Here is a 17,411-nt window from a genome sequence, read left to right on the forward strand (position 1 = left end):
GGGGGGGGGCGGGGCGGGCGCACCCGGGCGCCGGCGGCGCTGCCCGCCCACCCCCCGCGCGCGGGCGGGGGCTGGCGCCCCGGCGCCCCGGGGCCGCGGGGGCGGCAGGGCGGCGCCGGACGGCGCGGCGAAGCTGCGGCCCTGGTCGCGGCTGAGCAGCACGTCGCCGCCCTGGCTGACCAGTACCAACGTGCCGTCGGCCAGTTCCGCGCCGCCGGCCAGCGAGGCCTGGATGCCGGTGTCGATCCTGCTCCAGCTGGCGCCCTGGTCGCCGGACCAGTAAGCGTTGCCGCGCAGGCCGAAGGCGACCAGCGCGCCGCCGCGCGCGGCCAGCAGGCCGAAATAGCTGCCCTTGTATGGCGTGGGGAGGGCGCTGAAGCTGGCCCCCTGGTCGGTCGAGCGCAGCAGCAGGCCCTGTTCCCCGGCCAGGTAGAGCGCGCCGCCGGCGCCGCGCATGCCGTACAGGTGCAGGCCCTTGGGGTTGGCGACGTGCTGCTGCCACGGCTGCCAGGTGGCGCCGCCGTCGCCGGTCTTGAACAGCAGGTTGTAGGCGCCCAGCACATAGCCGCTGCGCGCGCTGTCGAAGTACAGGTCGAGGAAGGGCTTGTCCGGGCCGTCGTCCACCAGGTGTTGGGCGTCGGCCTGGACGCGTGCCTGTTCAGGCCCGGCGATGTCGGCCGCCGCCTTGAGCGCCAGCGCCGCGGCCTGGATGCCATCCAGCTGCTTGTTCCAGGTGGCGCCGCCATCGGCGCTGTGCAGCACCACGCCCTGGTGGCCGACCGCCCAGCCCTGGCGCGCATCGACGAACTGCAATGCCGTCAGGCTGACGCTGACCGGCACGCGGGCCTGGCGCCAGGAGACGCCGGCATCGTCCGAGTACAGGATGGTGCCGCGCTCGCCGGCGGCGACCAGCCGCTGGCCGGCGGCCGCGATGGCCAGCATGGCCGCGTTCAAGGCCTTGGGCGTGACCAGCGCCGGCTGCGTCAACGCCGCCGGGATGGTCGGCGCGGCTGGGCTCTCGGCCAGCGCCGCCGGCGTCAGGGCCAGGGCGCAGCACGCCGCCAGCGCCGTCCGCGTGACGCAGCGGGCCGCGAGTGGATTCAATCCGTTCATCGAGCGCTCCTTCACTTAGCGCGAACCCTGGTTGGCCAGTTCCTCGGGGCCGAAGTAACTGGCCGGCAGGCGCGGAATGGTCTTGTACTGCGACGGCAGATCGTTGGACGCCTCGTTCAACAGATAAGCGCCGGTCTGCACGTTGTAGGTGCCCCACATGACGTTGCCCACCACGGCCGGCAGGTCCGGCGCCAGCAGCGTCAGCGTGTAGTTGCCACGCCAGATCTGGCCTTGCGCGTCGTAGCCGTCGACCAGGATGATCTGCCAGGTATCCTCGTCCAGGTAGTAGCGGCGCTTGGTCACCACGTGGCGCTTGCCGGGGATCAGGCTCGCTTCCACTTCCCATACGCGGTGCAGTTCCCAGCGCACCAGGTCGGGATTGAGGAACTGCGGGCCAACCAGGTCGCTGATCTTGGCGGAAGCGGCGCGGTTGTTGTTATAGGGGATGTACATCTCCTTCTTGCCGACCAGCTTGAGTTCATGGTGGTCGATGGGGCCGAACAGCATGAACGCTTCATCGAACAGGCCGATGCCGGAGGTGACCGAATCCGGCGTGTCGTAGGACACCGACGGCGCGCGCCGCACGCGGCGCTGGCCCACCAGGTACTGCCAGATCGCGCGCGGCTGCGCTTCGCTGATGCCGTCGTGGACCAGGATCCCTTCGCCGGCCTTGGAGGCGGGCGCGCGCGTGATCAGGCGGCCGAACTGGTAGATGCCGTCGAATTTTTCCAGGCTGCCGTCCTTGAAGTAGTAAGGCCGCATGATGGTCTGTTCGGCCTCGGTGGCGGTGGCGCGCTTGCCGTCCGGCGTGACGATGGTGGTCCGCAGCGGGAACACGGTGGTCTCGCCGGTCCAGGCCAGGCGGTGGTTCATCATGGCCTCGTAGCCGGTCTTGGGAATCGGGAACGGGATGCCTCCGAACGCACCCTCGACACCGAAACCGCCGTCGATGGACTTGGCTCGGGTGGCGTTCTTGAAGGTGTTCTCGTACACCCAGGCCGGGGCGCCGCCGGTGCGGTGGGTCGGGTAGACGTCGATGCGGTAGCCCGGATATTTTTTCAGCAGCGCCACGGTTGCGGCCGACAGCTTGGTCGCGTACTGGTCGACGTTCTTGCCGGTGATGGCCAAGGTCGGCTTTTCGCCGGCGAAGGGATCGGCGCGGAAGTCGCCCGGCTTGAAGCCGGCCGGCACCTTGGCGTAGGCGCCGTCCCAGGCCGGAATGGTGCCGTCCTTGTTGCCGGCTTTTTCGGCGCCCAGCGGCGTCAGGGTGGAGTGCAGCTTGGCCGCTTCGTCGGCGGTGACGGCGGCGCCGGCGTGCGGCAGCGCGAAAGCCAGTGCCAGCGCGGTGGCGGCGAAAGTCAGGGTCGTCTTCATTATAGTTTTGTCCTTAGAATGCGCGTTTGATGTTGAAGGAGATGTAATCGCGGTCCGCCAGCGACTGGGCGTAGCTCAGGATGGGTGTGTTGGTGGCCGGATTATTTTTCAGGAAGGTGCCCGCCGCGCCGAGGAAGCGCACATAGCTGATGCCGAACTTCCAGTCCTGGTGGTAGGTGGCGTTGACGCCGATATTGAAGTCGCCGCCGTGCGAGCTGCCGCCGTTGAAGTTGAACACGGCGCGCGAACGGCCGTCGATGTTGTAGCCGACGCCGATCGGGATCGACAGATCGAGGCCGTCGATCACCTGGTAGTAGGCCGGCTCGAAGATCATGCGGGCCGAGGTGGCGTCGCGCGTGGTGTTGGGGTCGAGCGAGCCTTGCCAGGTGACGCTGGTGGCGCGGTTCCACGCCAGTTCGCCCAGCAGCGACGCGCCCTGGAAGAACGGGTTGGTCGGCATCACGTAGATCGCCGACAGGTTGACGTGCGCCGTATTGCCGACCGCGTAGGCGGGATTGCCGCTGTTGTCGGCGAACACGCCGGTGCCGGCGCGGGACAGGAAGTTGGGCGTCGGATCGCTGACCAGCGGCGTATTGCGGCGCACCGAGACTTCGGCCGCCACGTTCGCGCCCAGCAGCACGGTGCTGGCGCTGGCGCCGAAGGTGCGGATGCCTTCCGCATACACGGCCTGCACGGTGGACGGCGCGCCGGGCGGGAAACCGGGCGTGAAGCCCAGGTAGAAGTAGGGCGTCTTGTCGTGATAGCGGGCCGCATAGAAACCGTATTCGACGTCGGAGCCGGCCGGCGAGAACTTCACCTGCAGACCGCCCTGGCCGGAATTCTTCGCCTTCATGTCCGGCACGGTGTAGAAGGCCGATGCGCCGCTGTTGGTCGGCGCCACCAGGAAGGCGGTGCTGCCGGCGCCGGCGGCGTCGTAGGAACTGAGGTAGCTGCCGACGCCAGGTATCTGGGTTGGACGCCATTCGAACTGGTAGTAGCCGCCGATCGACACGTTGGGCAGCACCTGCAACTGGCCCGAGACCTGGTTGACCGGACGCAGGATCTCCTTGAACTGCGCGCCGGGCACGCTGAGCAGCTTGACCAGGTCCACCGGTCCCTGCGCGTTGGCGATGCCGTTGGCGCCGAAGAACAGGCTTTCGCCATATTGCAGCGTGTGGCGGCCAACGCGCACGGTGCCCGGCAGTTCGCCCAACGCTCCCTTGGCGAAGACGAAGGCGTCCAGCAGCTCCGCGTTGCGGCCGTGGAGCAGGCGGGTGCCCTCGGCGAAGGTATTGCTGGCCTGGCCGGCCAGCGTGACGGCGTTGCTGGCGGCGGAGCCGTTGTCGTTGTTGCGGTTGTACGCGGTGTCGTACCAGGCGGCCGCGCTGACGCGCATGCCCAGGTTGCGGGTGCCGGCGTCGAACTCGGACAGCCAGTCGACACGGCTGGAGACGATGCCCTTGCGGCGGAAGTTCTGGTTGCCGTCGTCGATGTTGTAACCGGTGAAGTCGCCGGGGCCGGACGATGGATAGCCGCCCGCCAGCAGACGCGTATCGGCGTCCTTGAGGCGGTAGGCGCTGCTGTATTTGAAGGTGTTGTTCCAGCTGATCTTGAGATCGGGATTGTCGGTCTCGAACTCGAAGGCGTGGGCGGCCGGCATGGCGGCAGCCACGGCCAATGCCAACAGGGTTGGACTCAGGCGTTTGTTCGCTTGCATTGTCAGTCTCCTAGTTATAGTTGTATGGCCGCTGACGCGCGGCCGGGCGGATGGCGTGCATCAGATGAAGGTCGAAACCAGCCCTCCGTCGACAGGCAGGTTGACGCCGCTGATCCAGCGCGCGTCGTCGCTGCACAGGAAGCTGATGGCGGCGGCCACTTCGTCGGCGTAGGCCGGACGTTTCATGCGGTGGGCGTCGCGCTGTACACGCTCCTCGCCCAGCATCGATACGAAGTCGCCCAGGATGGGGGTGAAGACAGGGCCGGGCGCCACGCAGTTCATGCGCACCGAATGCTCCAGGAACCATGGCTGCGACTGGACGTAGGTCCAGACGATCAGCGCCTCCTTGAAGTACTGGTAGCAGGTGTCGGCGGGCACCGGATGCGTGTCCAGCCATGCCTGGCCTTCGACGCAGCCGCGGGCGGCGGCCAGCTGCTTGTGCAGGTCGAGGCGCTCCGGCCATTCCGCGCCCAGGATGGAGGCGACGTTGACGATGGAGCCGCCGGCCGGCATGCGCGGCAGCACGCCTTCCGTCAGATGGCGCAGCCCGAGGTAGTTGACCCGCGCCAGCAGCGCCGGATCGGCGGTGCCTGGCAAGCCGGCGACGTTGCACAGCGCGTCCACGCGTTGCGGCAGCTTGGCGATGGCGGAGTCGATGCTGGCCTGCTGGCCCAGGTCGACGGCCACGAAGCCGTCCAGCGTCAGGCCAGGTTCGTTGCGGTCCATGCCGATCACGGTGGCGCCTTCGAAGCGCGCCAGGCGCGCCACTTCGGCGCCGATGCCGGATGCGGCTCCGGTGACGACGATGGTCTTGTTACGTAACTTCATGTGGTCTCCTTGTTGGTGTTGTCGTTAGAAGGGATAGCGCGGTGCTTCGGTCTTCACCGTCAGCCATTGCCACTGGGTGAATTCGTCCCAGTCGGAACTGCCGCCATGACGGCCGCCGTTGCCCGAGGTGCCGCCGCCGCCGAACGGCGCGTGCGCTTCGGCCAGCACCGTCTGGTCGTTGATGTGGACATGCCCGGCCGGCACCCGGTCGACGATGTGCATGGCGCGCGCCAGCGTCGGCGTGATCACGCCCAGCGCCAGGCAGCCGGTGGTGGCGGAGGCCAGCGCGATGGCTTCCTGGTCGGTGTCGAACACGGTGATCGAGGCGACGGGGCCGAACAGCTCTTCCTCGAAGCAGCGCATGCCGGGACGCGCGCCGGTCAGCACGGTGGGCTGGTAGAACTGCTTGTCGTAGGTGCCGCCGGCCAGCAGGGTGGCGCCCGCGGCCACGCTGTCCTGCACGATGGCGTGCACGCGCTGCACCTGGCGCGCGTTGATCAGAGGCCCCAGCGCGACCTGGCCGCTCATCGGGTCGCCCACCGGCAGGTTCCTTGCCTTGGCCACCACGCGCTCGATCACGGCGTCGGCGATGCCGCGCTGGAGCAGGATGCGGCCGGAGGCCATGCAGATCTGGCCCTGATGCAGGTAGGCGCCCCAGGCCACGTTGGCGGCGGCGACGTCGGGATCCGCGTCGTCGAGGATGATCAGCGAGTTCTTGCCGCCCAATTCCAGCGACATCTTCTTCAGGTTGCGGCCGGCCAGTTCGCCGATGCTGCGGCCCACCGCGGTGGAACCGGTGAAGGCGATCATGGCGATGTCGGGATGGCTGCACATCGCCTGTCCCGCTTCGGCGCCGCCGGGCAGCACGTGCAGCACGCCCTTGGGCAGGCCTGCCGCCTCGAAGATGCGGGCGATCAGCACGCCGCCGCTGATCGGCGTCTGCAGGTCCGGCTTGTGCACCACGGCGTTGCCGGTGGCCAGCGCCGGCGCGATCGAGCGGATCGACAGGATCAGCGGGAAGTTGAACGGCGAGATCACGCCCACCACGCCGTGCGGCACGCGCCGCGCGATGCTCATCTGGCCGCTGGCGGAAGCGAGCAACTGGCCCTTGGGCTGGGTCAGCATCGCGGCCGCTTCCAGCAAGTGGGCGCCGGCCTCGCGCAATTCCAGATCCGCCTTGGGACGGATCGCGCCGGTCTCGCGCAGGATCCAGGTCGACAGCTCGTCATGGTGTTCGGCGATCAGGGCGGCGGCGCGGCGGAAGATGGCGGCGCGTTCCTTGTAGTCGCTGGCGGCCCACGCGGCCTGCGCGGCGCGCGCTTCGGTGGCGGCGCGGGCCACGTCGTCGGCATCGGCCAGGCCGACGCGGCCCAGTTGCTCACCCGTCGCGGGTTCGGTGAAGGTGTGGCTGCCGCCGTGGGCCGGGATCCAGTCGCCGTTGAAAACCAGGTCCTGCCAGATCGATGGACGCAAAAGCGCATTCGCGTTGGTCATGCTGTCTCCTGTTGAAGGTTGAATGGTGGGGAAGTCAGCCTGCTAGCACGCTAGTTGCATGAAGGTCTGCTTGCCGCTCTTGCCTTAGCTATTACAAGTTGTGTGCCAGCTCGTTGTGGCGCGGTGTTATTGCGGCGCACCAAGCGATGTCCGCGCCGGGCGTCAAGCCGATTTTTGCGGGCCTTGCGTGGCGCAGCGCAGCAAAAAAGAACAGGTGCCGGCGATTGATGAAATGATCAAATGGGAGAAGTGCCGATGTATGATTTGGTAAAAGACGATGAAAGCGGAGACATGAGCAAACCCCCTCGCGTATCGCTGGCGGAGATGTCGCGCGTCAGCGGCAAGATGCTGCAGCATGGCGACAGCCAGCACCTGAAGGCCGGCGCCGCGCCCACGCTGGACGACCTGACTCAAAGCCTGCACTTCTCGCCGGGCGACGGCCGCATCTGGCTCAATGGCCAGCGCATGCAGCTGCTGCATATCACGTCGCTCGGTTCATTGCGGCGCGAACTGCTCGAGAGCATAGGCCCGGAGCGCACGCGCGGCCTGCTGACGCGGGTCGGCTATTCGGCCGGCGCGCGCGATGCGCAGCTGCTGCGTGAACGCTGGCCCGACGCGGAGCCGGGCTCGCTGTTCGCGGCGGGACCGCGCATGCATTCGCTGGAAGGCGCGGTGAAGGTCGAACCGCTGCATTTCGAATTCGACTTCGAGCGCGGCACCTATCACGGCGAATTCCTGTGGCACCATTCGAGCGAGGCCGAGGTGCACAGCGCCGATTTCGGCATCGGCACCGAGCCGGCCTGCTGGATGCAGACCGGCTACGCCATCGGCTACACCAGCGCGATGATCGGACGGCTGACCATCTATCGCGAGGTCGAGTGCACGTCGATGGGCCACAAGCACTGCCGCCTGATCGGCAAGCCGGCCGACGAATGGGACAACGTGGAAGAGGACCTGCGCTTCCTGAACGCGGAATCGTTCGTCAGCACCACGGCCTACGGCGGCCCGGGGCAGCACCAGCAGGCGGCGGTGCTGCCGGGCGACGACGGACGTTCGTACGGCGAAAAGGAAATGGTGGGCGTGTCGTCGGCCTTCAACGCGGCTTGCCATATGCTCAAGCGCGTGGCGCCGACCGCCGCCACGGTGCTGTTCACCGGCGAGTCTGGCGTCGGCAAGGAGCTGTTCGCCTACATGCTGCACCAGATCGGCGCCCGCAAGGAGCAGCCCTTCGTGGCGGTCAATTGCGCGGCGATCCCGGAGACGCTGATCGAGTCCGAACTGTTCGGCGTGGAGCGCGGCGCCTTCACCGGCGCCAGCCAGTCGCGGCCCGGCCGCTTCGAGCGCGCCTCCGGCGGCACGCTGTTCCTCGACGAGATCGGGACCCTGAGCCTGGTCGCGCAGGGCAAGCTGCTGCGCGCGCTGCAGGAAGGCGAGATCGAACGGGTAGGGGGCGTGCGCAGCGTCAAGGTCGACGTGCGGCTGGTGGCTGCCACCAATGTCGACCTGCGCGAGGAGATCCGACAGGGGCGCTTCCGCGAAGACCTGTTCTTCCGCCTGAACGTCTTTCCCATCCACCTGCCGCCGCTGCGTGACCGGCGCGACGACATACCGCTGTTGATGGGCTACTTCATGCGGCACTACGGCCAGAAGCATCAGCGCCGTGTGACCGGCTTCACGGCGCGCGCGGTCGATGCGCTGCTCAACTACCACTTCCCTGGGAATATCCGCGAGCTGCAAAACCTGGTCGAGCGCGGCGTCATCTTCGCCGACGAGGATGGGCCGATCGACCTGCCGCACCTGTTCACCAGTGGCGAGGAGTCGCAGACCTCGTATTTTTCGCTGGCGCAGACGGGACGCCTGACCAGCCACGGCGCAACCGCGCCGGAGTCGCAACCCAGCGGTGCGCTGCTCGATGTGCTGCCCGACATGTTGCGGCGGCAGGCGTCGGCACAGGAGCAGGACTGGTCGCTGGACCATCTGGAAAGCACGCTGATATTGGCGGCGGTGAAGCGGGCCGACGGCAACCTGTCGGCGGCGGCGCGCATGCTGGGCCTGACGCGGCCGCAGCTGTCCTACCGGATGAAGAAGCTCCAGCAGGGCGAACCCTGATCACTCCATGTAGATCTTCTGTAGCAGCTTGATGAGCTGCGCGCGCTCGGCGTCGGTCAGCGCGGCCGTCGCATCCACTTCCAGATCGCTGGCGGTCTTTTCCGCCTTGGTGCACATGCTCAGGCCAGCGGGCGTCAGCACCAGCGTCTGCGAGCGGCGGTCCAGCGGACTGCGTTGGCGCAGCAGCAGACCGCGCTCCTGCAGCCTGTCGAGCAGGATGGCCAGATTGGGCGGCGACACGTTGACCGCATCCGACAGCCGCTTCTGGTTGATGTTGGGATTGGCCTTGAGCAGGCTTAGCACGCTGAAATCCACCGGTCGCAGCTGGTACTTCGCCATGCGCTTTTCGAACACCGGCATGATGTTGATGTAGGCGCGGCGGCAGTTATATCCCACCAGCCCCAGTAGCGTGCTCTGGTCCAGCGGCTGCTCAGCCGCCTCGTGGACGGCGTCGATCAATTCCGGTTTCCTGTTCTTGGGCTTATTGGTCATGCTTCGATTCTAACAAAGAAGCGGCGCCGCGGCCATCCTGCCGCTTGCAATCTTTTGAAAATGCGTATAGTCTATAATCATTATAAAACATAACTAGTTGTTCTAAAACCATCCATCGAGGAGACACGATGAAACGCAGCGTACTTATCACTGTACTGGCGGCCGGCTTGCATCTGGCCGCCGGTTCGGTCCAGGCCCAGGAACCCATCCGCATCGGCGTCATAGCCGCGCTCACCGGGCCGTTCGCCAACACCGGCAAGCCGTTCGAGGACGGCATCAAGACCTATCTGCAGCAATACGGCGACCAGGTGGCCGGCAGGAAGATCGAGATCATCTACCGCGACGACGGCGGCACCAATGTCGACCAGTCCAAACGGGCGGCCCAGGAGCTGATCACGCGCGAGCATGTCAGCTTCCTGATCGGTTTCTCGCTGACGCCGAGCGCCATGGCGGTGGCGCCCATCGCCACCCAGGCGAAGATGCCGATGATCGTGATGAACGCGGTCACCAACGGCATCACCGCCAAGTCGCCGTACATGCTGCGCACCAGCATGACGATGCACCAGATGACCGGGCCGTTCGGTGCCTGGACCGCCAAGAACAAGATCGGCAAGGTCTATACGCTGGTCAGCGACTACAGCACCGGGCTGGATGCGGAGGCGCGCTTCACCAAGGAGTTCAGCGCCGGCGGCGGCAAGGTGGTGGGCTCGGCGCGGGCGCCGCTGGCCAATCCTGATTATTCGCCCTTCATCCAGCGCATCAAGGATGAAAAGCCGGACGCGTTGTTCTTCTTCGCGCCCGGTGTGGAAGACGGCATCGGCCTGTTGAAAGCCTTCAGCGACAAGGGCCTGGACAAGGCCGGCATCAAGTTCCTCGGGGTAGGCGACATGACCAGCGAAACGCCGACGCTGGAGGCGCTGGGCGACCGCGCGCTGGGCGCGGTGACGGTGCTGAACTACGCGGCCACGCTGGACAACGACGCCAACAAGGCCTTCCTGAAGGCCTACGCGACGGCCAGTCCGGGCCGCCCGCCCGCCACTTTCGTCACGGTGGCGGCGTACGACACCATGGGCATGATCTACGAAACCGTCCGCAAGCTGGGCGGCGCCGTCACCGGCGACAAGGCGATGCAGGTGCTGGCGGGTATGAAGCGCGACAGTCCGCGCGGACCGATCAGCATCGATCCGGCCACGCGCGACATCGTACAGAACATGTACATCCGCGAAGTGAAGAAGGTCAACGGCAAGCTGGTGAACGAGCCTATCGCAGTGCTGCGCGACGTCAGCCCTAACTAAGGAGATCAGTGATGACAATCAAACGACGTGTCTTGAACGGCGCGCCGCTGGCGGCGCTTTGCCTGTCGACGGCGGTCCTGAATGCCTGCGGCGGCGACGGCGGTGCCATACCCGGCGGTACGGCGACGCTGCCGCAGCTGACCGCGGCCAGCGGCGCCAAGCTTGCCTCCTGCACCGACCTGGCCAGCCGGATCTCTTACCCCAACACGACGATCGCCAGCGCGGCCTCGGTGGCTGCCGGCGTGCTGACGGTCGCCGGCAAGCCGGTGCCTGCGCATTGCCTGGTTAAGGGATCGATGTACCAGCGTGTCGGCCCGGTCGACGGTCAAAACTACGCGATCGGCTTCGAGATGCGGTTGCCGGTGGATTGGAACGGTCGCTTCTTCTACCAGGCCAACGGCGGCCTTGACGGCTCGGTCGTCACGGCCACGGGCGACGTCGGCGGCGGCGGACAGCTGGACAACGCGCTGAACCAGGGCTTTGCCGTGATCAGTTCCGACGCCGGCCACGGCGCGGCGACGCCGCTGTTCGGCCTCGATCCACAGGCGCGGCTGGACTACGGCTACCAGGCCTCGGGCAAGCTGGCGCCGATGGCCAAGAGCGCGATTCAGACCGCCTATGGCAAGGGACCGGATCGTTCCTACTTCGGCGGCTGCTCCAACGGCGGCCGCCACACCATGGTGGCCGCGGCGCGCTACGGCGAGCAGTTCGACGGCTACCTGGTCGGCGATCCGGGCTTCCGGCTGCCGCTGGCGGCCATCGCCAACATCGCCGGAGGCCAGGCCTATGCGGCGCTGGCGACCACTCAGGGCGACCTGTCGACCGGCTTCACGCCGGCGGAACGCGCGCTGGTGTCGAACGCGGTGCTGGACAAGTGCGACGCGCTGGATGGCGTCAAGGATGGCCTGGTGCAGGATACCGGCGCCTGCCAGGCCGCCTTCAGCCTCGATCGCGACGTGCCGTCCTGCGGCGCACAGGGCCGCGACGGCACCTGTCTCAGCGCGGCGCAGAAGACGTCGATCGGGCAGCTGTTCACGGGCGCGGTCACCAGCACCAAGACCAAGTTCTATTCGAGCTTCCCATACGATGCGGGCGTTGCCGCTCCCAACTGGGCGTTCTGGAAGTTCTTCAGTCCCCTGCAGCTGGATTCGGGCGCCGTGGCGATGATCTGGAAGGTGCCGCCGGTGAACCCGGCCACCTTCAATGGCGCCAACTTCGCGCTGACCTCCAACATCGATACGCTGCTGGCGCAGGTCGCCGCGACGGACGCCACCTACACCGAAAGCGCGATGTCCTTCATGCTGCCACCGCACCTGACCGACTACAGCACGGTAAAGAACCGCGGCGCCAAGATGATGCTGTACCACGGCACCAGCGATCCGATCTTCTCCAGCGACGACACCACGGCCTGGTACGATAATCTGCGTGCCGCGAACGGTGGCGATGCCTCCGGCTTCGCGCGCTTCTTCCGGGTGCCTGGCATGACCCATTGCTCGGGCGGGCCGGCCACCGACCAATTCGACATGCTGACGCCATTGGTCAACTGGGTCGAGAAAGGGCAGGCGCCTGAACGGGTGGTGGCCAGCGCACGGGGGGCGGGCAACGCCGGCGGTGCCAATGCCGACGTGCCGGCGTCATGGTCGGCCACCCGTACCCGGCCGCTGTGTCCCTATCCGCAGGTGGCCAAGTACAACGGCAGCGGCAGCGTCGAGGATGCGGCAAACTTCAGCTGCAAATAGTGTATTTTTCGTCGCGCAGCGGGCGGTGAGCTGCCGCTCGCGCGCCGAACACGGATGCCAATTTGGTCAATGCCTGGGGCATCGCCTTCAATCCGGCCGGTTACGTGCGGTTGCCAGCACCGGCACCCACACCTCCACGCTTTACGGCGCCAACTATATCTACGCCACCGATTTCGCCAATAACCGCATCTACGTGATCTTTGCCAAGCATGCCGGGAACTTCGAAGAGTTGAAGCCCGGCTCCGGCGTGCTCGACATGTTCGACACGGCGGGCAAGCTGATCAAGCAGCTGGTGGTCGGCGGCACCCTGAACGCGCCATGGGGCATCGCGATGGCGCCGGCCAATTTCGGCACGTATAGCGGCAAGCTGTTGGTGGGGAATTTCGGCGATGGCCTGGTGCAGGCCTACGATCCGAACACCGGCGCGTCGGCCGGCCTGCCGAAGAAGGTGGACGGCAGCCATCGACGGACTGTGGGGCCGGGCCTTCGGTAACGGCGTTCAGGGACCGGCAGATATAGCAAAACCGTCATGTCTGCTTTCCTGAGTGCGGCCTTACCGGGCTTCGTCACGTCTCCTAAGATGCGTTGCATGGAACAACTCGCAACCGGAGGCAAGATGGCTAAGTATCGCAAGCAAGACGCGCGCGCCTGGGCGCGCCAACACCTGGTGGGCTGCAGCGGCGTCACCATTCCCAGCTACAGCGCGGACCTGAAGCGGCTCAATGAACAAGGCATCCGCCACGACATCGGGCTGGCCATGGAATACGGCTACAGCTATACCCTGCTATGTTCGGAAGTGGCGATCACGCCGGAAGAAAATGCCCAATTCACCGCCTGGGCCAGGGACACGGCGGGCGACCGCATGGGCTTGTTCTTCCACGCCGCCTTCGGCACCCTGCAGGAAAACATCGAGGCGGTCAAGCTGGCCGAAAAGGCCGGCGCCGACATCGTGCTGCTGTCCTATCCGCCGCAGTTCTGGCCGACGACCTTGCAGGAGATCTACGACTACACCAAGGCCTTTTGCGACGCCACCGACCTGGCGGTGATGCTGTTCCCGATCCCGCTGTGGGGTTTCGAGCGGATGCACCCGGCCGGGATGCCGGTCGAATTCGTGCGCAGGCTGCTGGACGATATCCCCAACATCGTGGCGATCAAGTCGGAGCAAGGCTTCCCGCTGGTATCCGGCCTGTGCGAGATGTGGCACCATTTCCGCGACGAAGTCGTGATCAGCTGCCCGATCGAGGGCGACGCGATTCCGATGATGAGCCTCATGAACCTGCAATTCTCCGGCACCAGCAATACGCAATGGATGGGCGGCTACTATCCCAAGGCTTTCGAGCTGGCGCGCAAGGGCAGCTGGGAGGAAGCGATGCAGCTGTTCTGGCAGATGGCGCCGGCGCGCAACGCGAACGGCGCGGCGGCCCAGACCTATGCCGGCGGCACCGGCGTGCTCAATCGCAGCATGTGGAAATACCAGGACTGGCTGGCCGGCTTCAACGGCGGCCCGCTGCGGGCGCCTGCCATGCGGGTGCCGGACCGCCTGATGAAGATGCTGCGCCAGGGCCTTGCCGCCTCCGGCGTCACGCCGACCAGCGATGCGGACAGCCAGTTCCTCATCGGCCGCCATCCATCCTGACGCCATCACCGAGGACGCCCCATGTCATATCCTGAAGTCAGCAAGGTCCCCAAGGGCTTGTACATCAACGGCGCCTGGCGCCAGGCCGCCGACGGCGCCACCTTTGACGTCGCCGATCCGGCCACCGAAGAGGTGCTGGCCAGCGTGGCCAGCGCCACCGTCGACGACGCGCTGGACGCGGTGGCCGCCGCGCACGCGGCAGGCAAGGCGTGGGCCGCCACGCCGCCACGCCAGCGCGGCGAAGTTCTGAGAAAATCCTTCGAACTGCTGATCGAGCGCAGGGAGGAATTCGCGCGCCTGATCGTGCTGGAAAGCGGCAAGGCCTTGGCCGAGGCGCGCGGTGAAGTCAGCTACGCCGCCGAGTTCCTGCGCTGGTACGCGGAAGAGGCGGTGCGCATCAGCGGCGAAATCTCCACCGCGCCGGGCGGCGCCAACCGCATCGTGGTGCTGCGACAGCCGATCGGCGTGGCGGTCTTCGTCACGCCATGGAATTTTCCGGCGGCGATGGCGACCCGCAAGATCGGACCTGCGCTGGCCGCCGGCTGCACGGTGGTGCTGAAACCCGCGTCGGAAACGCCGCTGACCGCGCTGGCCATGGCCGCGCTGTTCGCGGAGGCCGGCGTGCCGCCAGGCGTGATCAACGTGGTCCCGTCGCGCCAGTCGGGCCGGATCGTCAACGCGATGCTGCACGACCCCAGGGTGCGCAAGCTGTCGTTCACCGGCTCGACCGAAATCGGCCGCACGCTGCTGGCGCAGGCGGCGGACAATGTGGTCAAGTGCTCGATGGAGTTGGGCGGCAATGCGCCGTTTATTGTGCTGGCCGATGCGGATCTCGACGTGGCGGTGGCTTCCGCCATGGTCGCCAAGCTGCGCAACGGCGGCGAATCGTGCACCGCGGCCAACCGGTTCTATGTGGCCAGGCCGGTGGCGGAGGAATTCTGCAGGCGCTTTGCCGCGGCGATGGCTGCGGTCAGCCTCGGTTCCGGCCTGGACGAAAACGTGCAACTGGGTCCCCTGGTCAATCGCGCCACGCTGGACAAGGTGGCGCGGCTGGTCGGGGAGGCGGTCGAACAGGGCGCCACCGTGCTGACTGGCGGACGGGCCAGGGAAGGGCGGGGCTACTTCTACGAGCCGACGCTGCTGGCTGGCGTACGGCCGGATGCCAGCATCCTGCGGCAGGAAATCTTCGGGCCGGTGGCGCCGGTGTGCGTGTTCGACACGGTGGAAGAGGCGATTGCGCTGGCCAACGATACCGAGTTCGGTCTGGTGGCCTTTGTGCACTCGCGCGACCTGGGCCAGGCGCTGGCGGTGTCGGAACGCATCGAGGCCGGCATGGTCGGCATCAACCGGGGCGTGGTGTCCGACCCGGCGGCGCCGTTCGGCGGCTGGAAGCAAAGCGGCGTCGGACGCGAAGGCGGACATGATGGCTTGCTGGAGTACCTGGAATCCAAGTATATTTGTGTATCCTGGTAAATCGCTTCCCCATGCTGCCGATACTCGACCCCCGCTGGCACCTGTTTGCAACCGTTGCCCAGCTGGGCAGCCTGACCCGTGCCGCCGACGCGCTGAACGCGCCGCAATCGGTCATCAGCCGCCAGATCGCGCAGCTGGAAACGCAATGCGGCGGCAAGCTGTTCCGGCGCACGGGGCGCGGCGTGGTGCTGACCGAATTCGGCCAGATTGTTCACGCCCGCATCCTGCCCCTGATCGCCGATTCCGACCGGCTGGCCGACGAGATCCTGACCACCAACGGCATTCCCATCGGCGAGGTGCATGTCGGCCTGCTGCCTTCATCGGTGCCGGCGTTTGCCGGCCGGCTGTTCCGCGCCGCCCGCGAGCAGTTCCCCCGCATCCGCCTGCACCTTGCGGAAGGCTCCAGCGCCCAGCTGGAAGAGTGGCTCGACGCCGGGCGGCTGGATCTGGCGCTGCTGCTGCGCGAAGGGCCGGTGGCCGCCGCCGGCGCCACCTGCCTGCGCAGCATGGCGCTCGACCTGATCGGCCCCGCCGGCGATCCCTTGCTCGCCGATGACCGCATCGCCTTCGCCGAGCTGGCCGGGATGCCGCTGATCCTGCCGGCCGAACCGCATGTGCTGCGCAAGCGCCTGGACGCGCTGGCCCGCGAGCGCGGCCTGCGGCTGACGGTCGCGATGGAGGCCGACACCATCGCGTTGCAGAGGGAACTTGCGATCGCCGGCGCGGGGTACGCCATCGTCGCCTCGATGGCGGAGACGGTATCCGGCGACGACAGGCTGTGCGCGGCGCGCATCGTCCAGCCGGAACTGGAGCGCAGCATCGTGCTGGGCACCACGCAGCATCGTCCCCACACCCTGGCCACGCGCGCCGTCTCGCAGTTGATCGCCTCCCTGTTTGCCGGCTGAACGCGGCGCGCGGCGGCCGGTATTCGGATTTGCCAATGCTGCTATGCCGCCACCGCGCTTCCCCGGCGTGGCGCCCGCCGCTAAGGTATGCCTGTCATTCAACCGATAGGAGTCCTACCCCATGTCCACCTTGTTTTTAACCGACCGCGATGTCAGCGCGCTGCATGACTGGAGAGCGGCCATCGAGGCGCTGCGTGCCGCCTATGCGGCGCCGATGAAGGCACAGATGGTGCCGCCCCGTTCGATGGCGCGCGGCGACGGCATATGGCTGCGCGGCCTGAGCGCGGTGTCGCCGACCGGCGGTCATATGGGCAGCAAGCAGATTGCCGCCTCGCCCCGCGCCGGCTGCGCCAGCTATCTGGTGTCGCTGTTCGACGCCCATACGATGGCGCTGGCGGCGCTCATCGACGGCAACCAGATCACCGCCATCCGCACCGCGGCCACGGCGGCGCTGGCGGTGGACGCGCTGGCGCCGCGACGTCCGCTGCGGGTGGCGATGATTGGTTCCGGCTTCGAGGCGCGCTCGCAGCTGCAGGCGCTGCATGCGGCGCGCGAGATCCGCTCGGTCGCGGTCTTCAGTCCGACACCGGCCAGCCGCCAGCGCTTCGCCGATGATTTCAAGGCGACGCTTGGATTGGACGTGCACGCGGCCGGCACGCCGCAGCAGGCGCTCGAAGGCGCCGACGTGGTGATTTGCGCCGCGCGCTCGCGCGACGAATTGCCGGTGCTTTTGGGCGAATGGCTGGAGCCGGGCATGACGGTGGTGTCAATTGGATCGACGCTGCCGGAACAGCGCGAGGTCGATGTGGAGGTGATACGCCGCGCCGCGCTGATCGTGGCGGACATGGTCGAGGAGGTGGTCCATGATACGGGCGACCTGATCGCCGCGACACGCGGCGGCGTCGAATTCGGCCACAAGCTGCACGCGCTGGCGGACCTGATCGGCCAGCGCGTGCCGGGCCGGCGTTCGGCGGACGATATCGTCGTCTATAAATCGGTGGGCTCGGCCTTGCAGGATGTCGCGACGGCGGAAATGCTGCTCACTCGCGCGCGCGCCCAAGGATTGGGCACCGAGCTGCCGGTGAGCATAGCGCCGGTGAAGAAGTGAAGCGCGGGGGGGCCGGGGGGGCCCGGGCCCCCGCGCCCCCCGGGGGGGATTTTTAAAAAAAGAGGCCCCCCCACCCAAAGGGGCGGGGGGGGGGGGGGGGGGGGGGGGTTGAAAAAAATATTTGGGGG

At 67.1% G+C, this 17,411-nt stretch carries 14 protein-coding genes; 8 read left to right on the forward strand and 6 right to left on the reverse strand.

The window, feature by feature from the left end:
- The 5 genes from ACCD07_RS31155 to ACCD07_RS31175 all read right to left on the reverse strand — a co-directional run.
- Positions 1-1,113 (reverse strand): WD40/YVTN/BNR-like repeat-containing protein (locus ACCD07_RS31155; protein WP_413449578.1); only part of this gene is annotated, 1,113 nt, incomplete at its 3' end.
- Between the two features lie 15 nt (positions 1,114-1,128).
- A complete protein-coding gene (locus ACCD07_RS31160) occupies positions 1,129-2,487 on the reverse strand; it encodes a DUF1329 domain-containing protein (protein WP_176650257.1) in 1,359 nt (452 codons plus the stop codon).
- 13 nt (positions 2,488-2,500) lie between these two features.
- Positions 2,501-4,204: a DUF1302 domain-containing protein gene (locus ACCD07_RS31165; protein WP_413449579.1), complete on the reverse strand. Its 1,704-nt coding sequence runs from the start codon at positions 4,202-4,204 to the stop codon at positions 2,501-2,503.
- Between the two features lie 60 nt (positions 4,205-4,264).
- Positions 4,265-5,032: a coniferyl-alcohol dehydrogenase gene (locus tag ACCD07_RS31170; RefSeq protein ID WP_176650259.1), complete on the reverse strand. Its 768-nt coding sequence runs from the start codon at positions 5,030-5,032 to the stop codon at positions 4,265-4,267.
- 24 nt (positions 5,033-5,056) lie between these two features.
- Complete coding sequence (locus ACCD07_RS31175; protein WP_413449580.1) at positions 5,057-6,526, reverse strand: benzaldehyde dehydrogenase; 1,470 nt, start codon at positions 6,524-6,526, stop codon at positions 5,057-5,059.
- A gap of 291 nt (positions 6,527-6,817) precedes the next feature.
- Between ACCD07_RS31175 and ACCD07_RS31180 the strand changes: the two genes are divergently transcribed.
- Positions 6,818-8,635 (forward strand): sigma 54-interacting transcriptional regulator, encoded by a 1,818-nt coding sequence (locus ACCD07_RS31180; protein WP_413449581.1) that lies wholly within the window; start codon positions 6,818-6,820, stop codon positions 8,633-8,635.
- On the opposite strand, the gene ACCD07_RS31185 is transcribed toward ACCD07_RS31180, so the two are convergent.
- Complete coding sequence (locus ACCD07_RS31185; protein ID WP_413449582.1) at positions 8,636-9,127, reverse strand: MarR family winged helix-turn-helix transcriptional regulator; 492 nt, start codon at positions 9,125-9,127, stop codon at positions 8,636-8,638.
- Positions 9,128-9,255: 128 nt separating this feature from the next.
- Between ACCD07_RS31185 and ACCD07_RS31190 the strand changes: the two genes are divergently transcribed.
- The 7 genes from ACCD07_RS31190 (at position 9,256) to ACCD07_RS31220 (ending at position 17,283) form a co-directional block, all read left to right on the forward strand.
- Positions 9,256-10,422, forward strand: a complete 1,167-nt coding sequence (locus tag ACCD07_RS31190; RefSeq protein WP_413449583.1) for an ABC transporter substrate-binding protein — start codon at positions 9,256-9,258, stop codon at positions 10,420-10,422.
- An 11-nt stretch (positions 10,423-10,433) separates the two neighbouring features.
- Positions 10,434-12,161 (forward strand): tannase/feruloyl esterase family alpha/beta hydrolase, encoded by a 1,728-nt coding sequence (locus ACCD07_RS31195; RefSeq protein ID WP_413449584.1) that lies wholly within the window; start codon positions 10,434-10,436, stop codon positions 12,159-12,161.
- A gap of 25 nt (positions 12,162-12,186) precedes the next feature.
- On the forward strand, positions 12,187-12,654 hold the full coding sequence (locus tag ACCD07_RS31200) for a TIGR03118 family protein (RefSeq protein WP_413449585.1): 468 nt from the start codon (positions 12,187-12,189) through the stop codon (positions 12,652-12,654).
- A 96-nt stretch (positions 12,655-12,750) separates the two neighbouring features.
- Positions 12,751-13,797 carry a dihydrodipicolinate synthase family protein gene (locus tag ACCD07_RS31205; RefSeq protein WP_413449586.1) on the forward strand — a complete coding sequence of 349 codons (1,047 nt, stop codon included), beginning with the start codon at positions 12,751-12,753 and terminating at the stop codon, positions 13,795-13,797.
- 21 nt (positions 13,798-13,818) lie between these two features.
- Positions 13,819-15,270, forward strand: a complete 1,452-nt coding sequence (locus ACCD07_RS31210) for an NAD-dependent succinate-semialdehyde dehydrogenase (RefSeq protein WP_413449587.1) — start codon at positions 13,819-13,821, stop codon at positions 15,268-15,270.
- An 11-nt stretch (positions 15,271-15,281) separates the two neighbouring features.
- Complete coding sequence (locus ACCD07_RS31215; protein WP_413449588.1) at positions 15,282-16,175, forward strand: LysR family transcriptional regulator; 894 nt, start codon at positions 15,282-15,284, stop codon at positions 16,173-16,175.
- A 121-nt stretch (positions 16,176-16,296) separates the two neighbouring features.
- Positions 16,297-17,283 (forward strand): ornithine cyclodeaminase family protein, encoded by a 987-nt coding sequence (locus ACCD07_RS31220; RefSeq protein ID WP_413449589.1) that lies wholly within the window; start codon positions 16,297-16,299, stop codon positions 17,281-17,283.
- Positions 17,284-17,411 lie beyond the last annotated feature (128 nt).

It is taken from the genome of Duganella sp. Dugasp56 (assembly GCF_047304105.1).
Taxonomy (GTDB): Bacteria; Pseudomonadota; Gammaproteobacteria; order Burkholderiales; family Burkholderiaceae_D; genus Rugamonas; species Rugamonas hordei.

What these genes read in the sequence shown, in the direction of transcription:
- ACCD07_RS31160 (WP_176650257.1), bottom strand. Translation starts at nt 2,487, where the DNA reads ATGAAGACGACCCTGACTTTCGCCGCCACCGCGCTGGCACTGGCTTTC.
- ACCD07_RS31165 (WP_413449579.1), bottom strand. Translation starts at nt 4,204, where the DNA reads ATGCAAGCGAACAAACGCCTGAGTCCAACCCTGTTGGCATTGGCCGTG.
- ACCD07_RS31170 (WP_176650259.1), bottom strand. Translation starts at nt 5,032, where the DNA reads ATGAAGTTACGTAACAAGACCATCGTCGTCACCGGAGCCGCATCCGGC.
- ACCD07_RS31175 (WP_413449580.1), bottom strand. Translation starts at nt 6,526, where the DNA reads ATGACCAACGCGAATGCGCTTTTGCGTCCATCGATCTGGCAGGACCTG.
- ACCD07_RS31180 (WP_413449581.1), top strand. Translation starts at nt 6,818, where the DNA reads ATGAGCAAACCCCCTCGCGTATCGCTGGCGGAGATGTCGCGCGTCAGC.
- ACCD07_RS31185 (WP_413449582.1), bottom strand. Translation starts at nt 9,127, where the DNA reads ATGACCAATAAGCCCAAGAACAGGAAACCGGAATTGATCGACGCCGTC.
- ACCD07_RS31190 (WP_413449583.1), top strand. Translation starts at nt 9,256, where the DNA reads ATGAAACGCAGCGTACTTATCACTGTACTGGCGGCCGGCTTGCATCTG.
- ACCD07_RS31195 (WP_413449584.1), top strand. Translation starts at nt 10,434, where the DNA reads ATGACAATCAAACGACGTGTCTTGAACGGCGCGCCGCTGGCGGCGCTT.
- ACCD07_RS31205 (WP_413449586.1), top strand. Translation starts at nt 12,751, where the DNA reads ATGGAACAACTCGCAACCGGAGGCAAGATGGCTAAGTATCGCAAGCAA.
- ACCD07_RS31210 (WP_413449587.1), top strand. Translation starts at nt 13,819, where the DNA reads ATGTCATATCCTGAAGTCAGCAAGGTCCCCAAGGGCTTGTACATCAAC.
- ACCD07_RS31215 (WP_413449588.1), top strand. Translation starts at nt 15,282, where the DNA reads ATGCTGCCGATACTCGACCCCCGCTGGCACCTGTTTGCAACCGTTGCC.
- ACCD07_RS31220 (WP_413449589.1), top strand. Translation starts at nt 16,297, where the DNA reads ATGTCCACCTTGTTTTTAACCGACCGCGATGTCAGCGCGCTGCATGAC.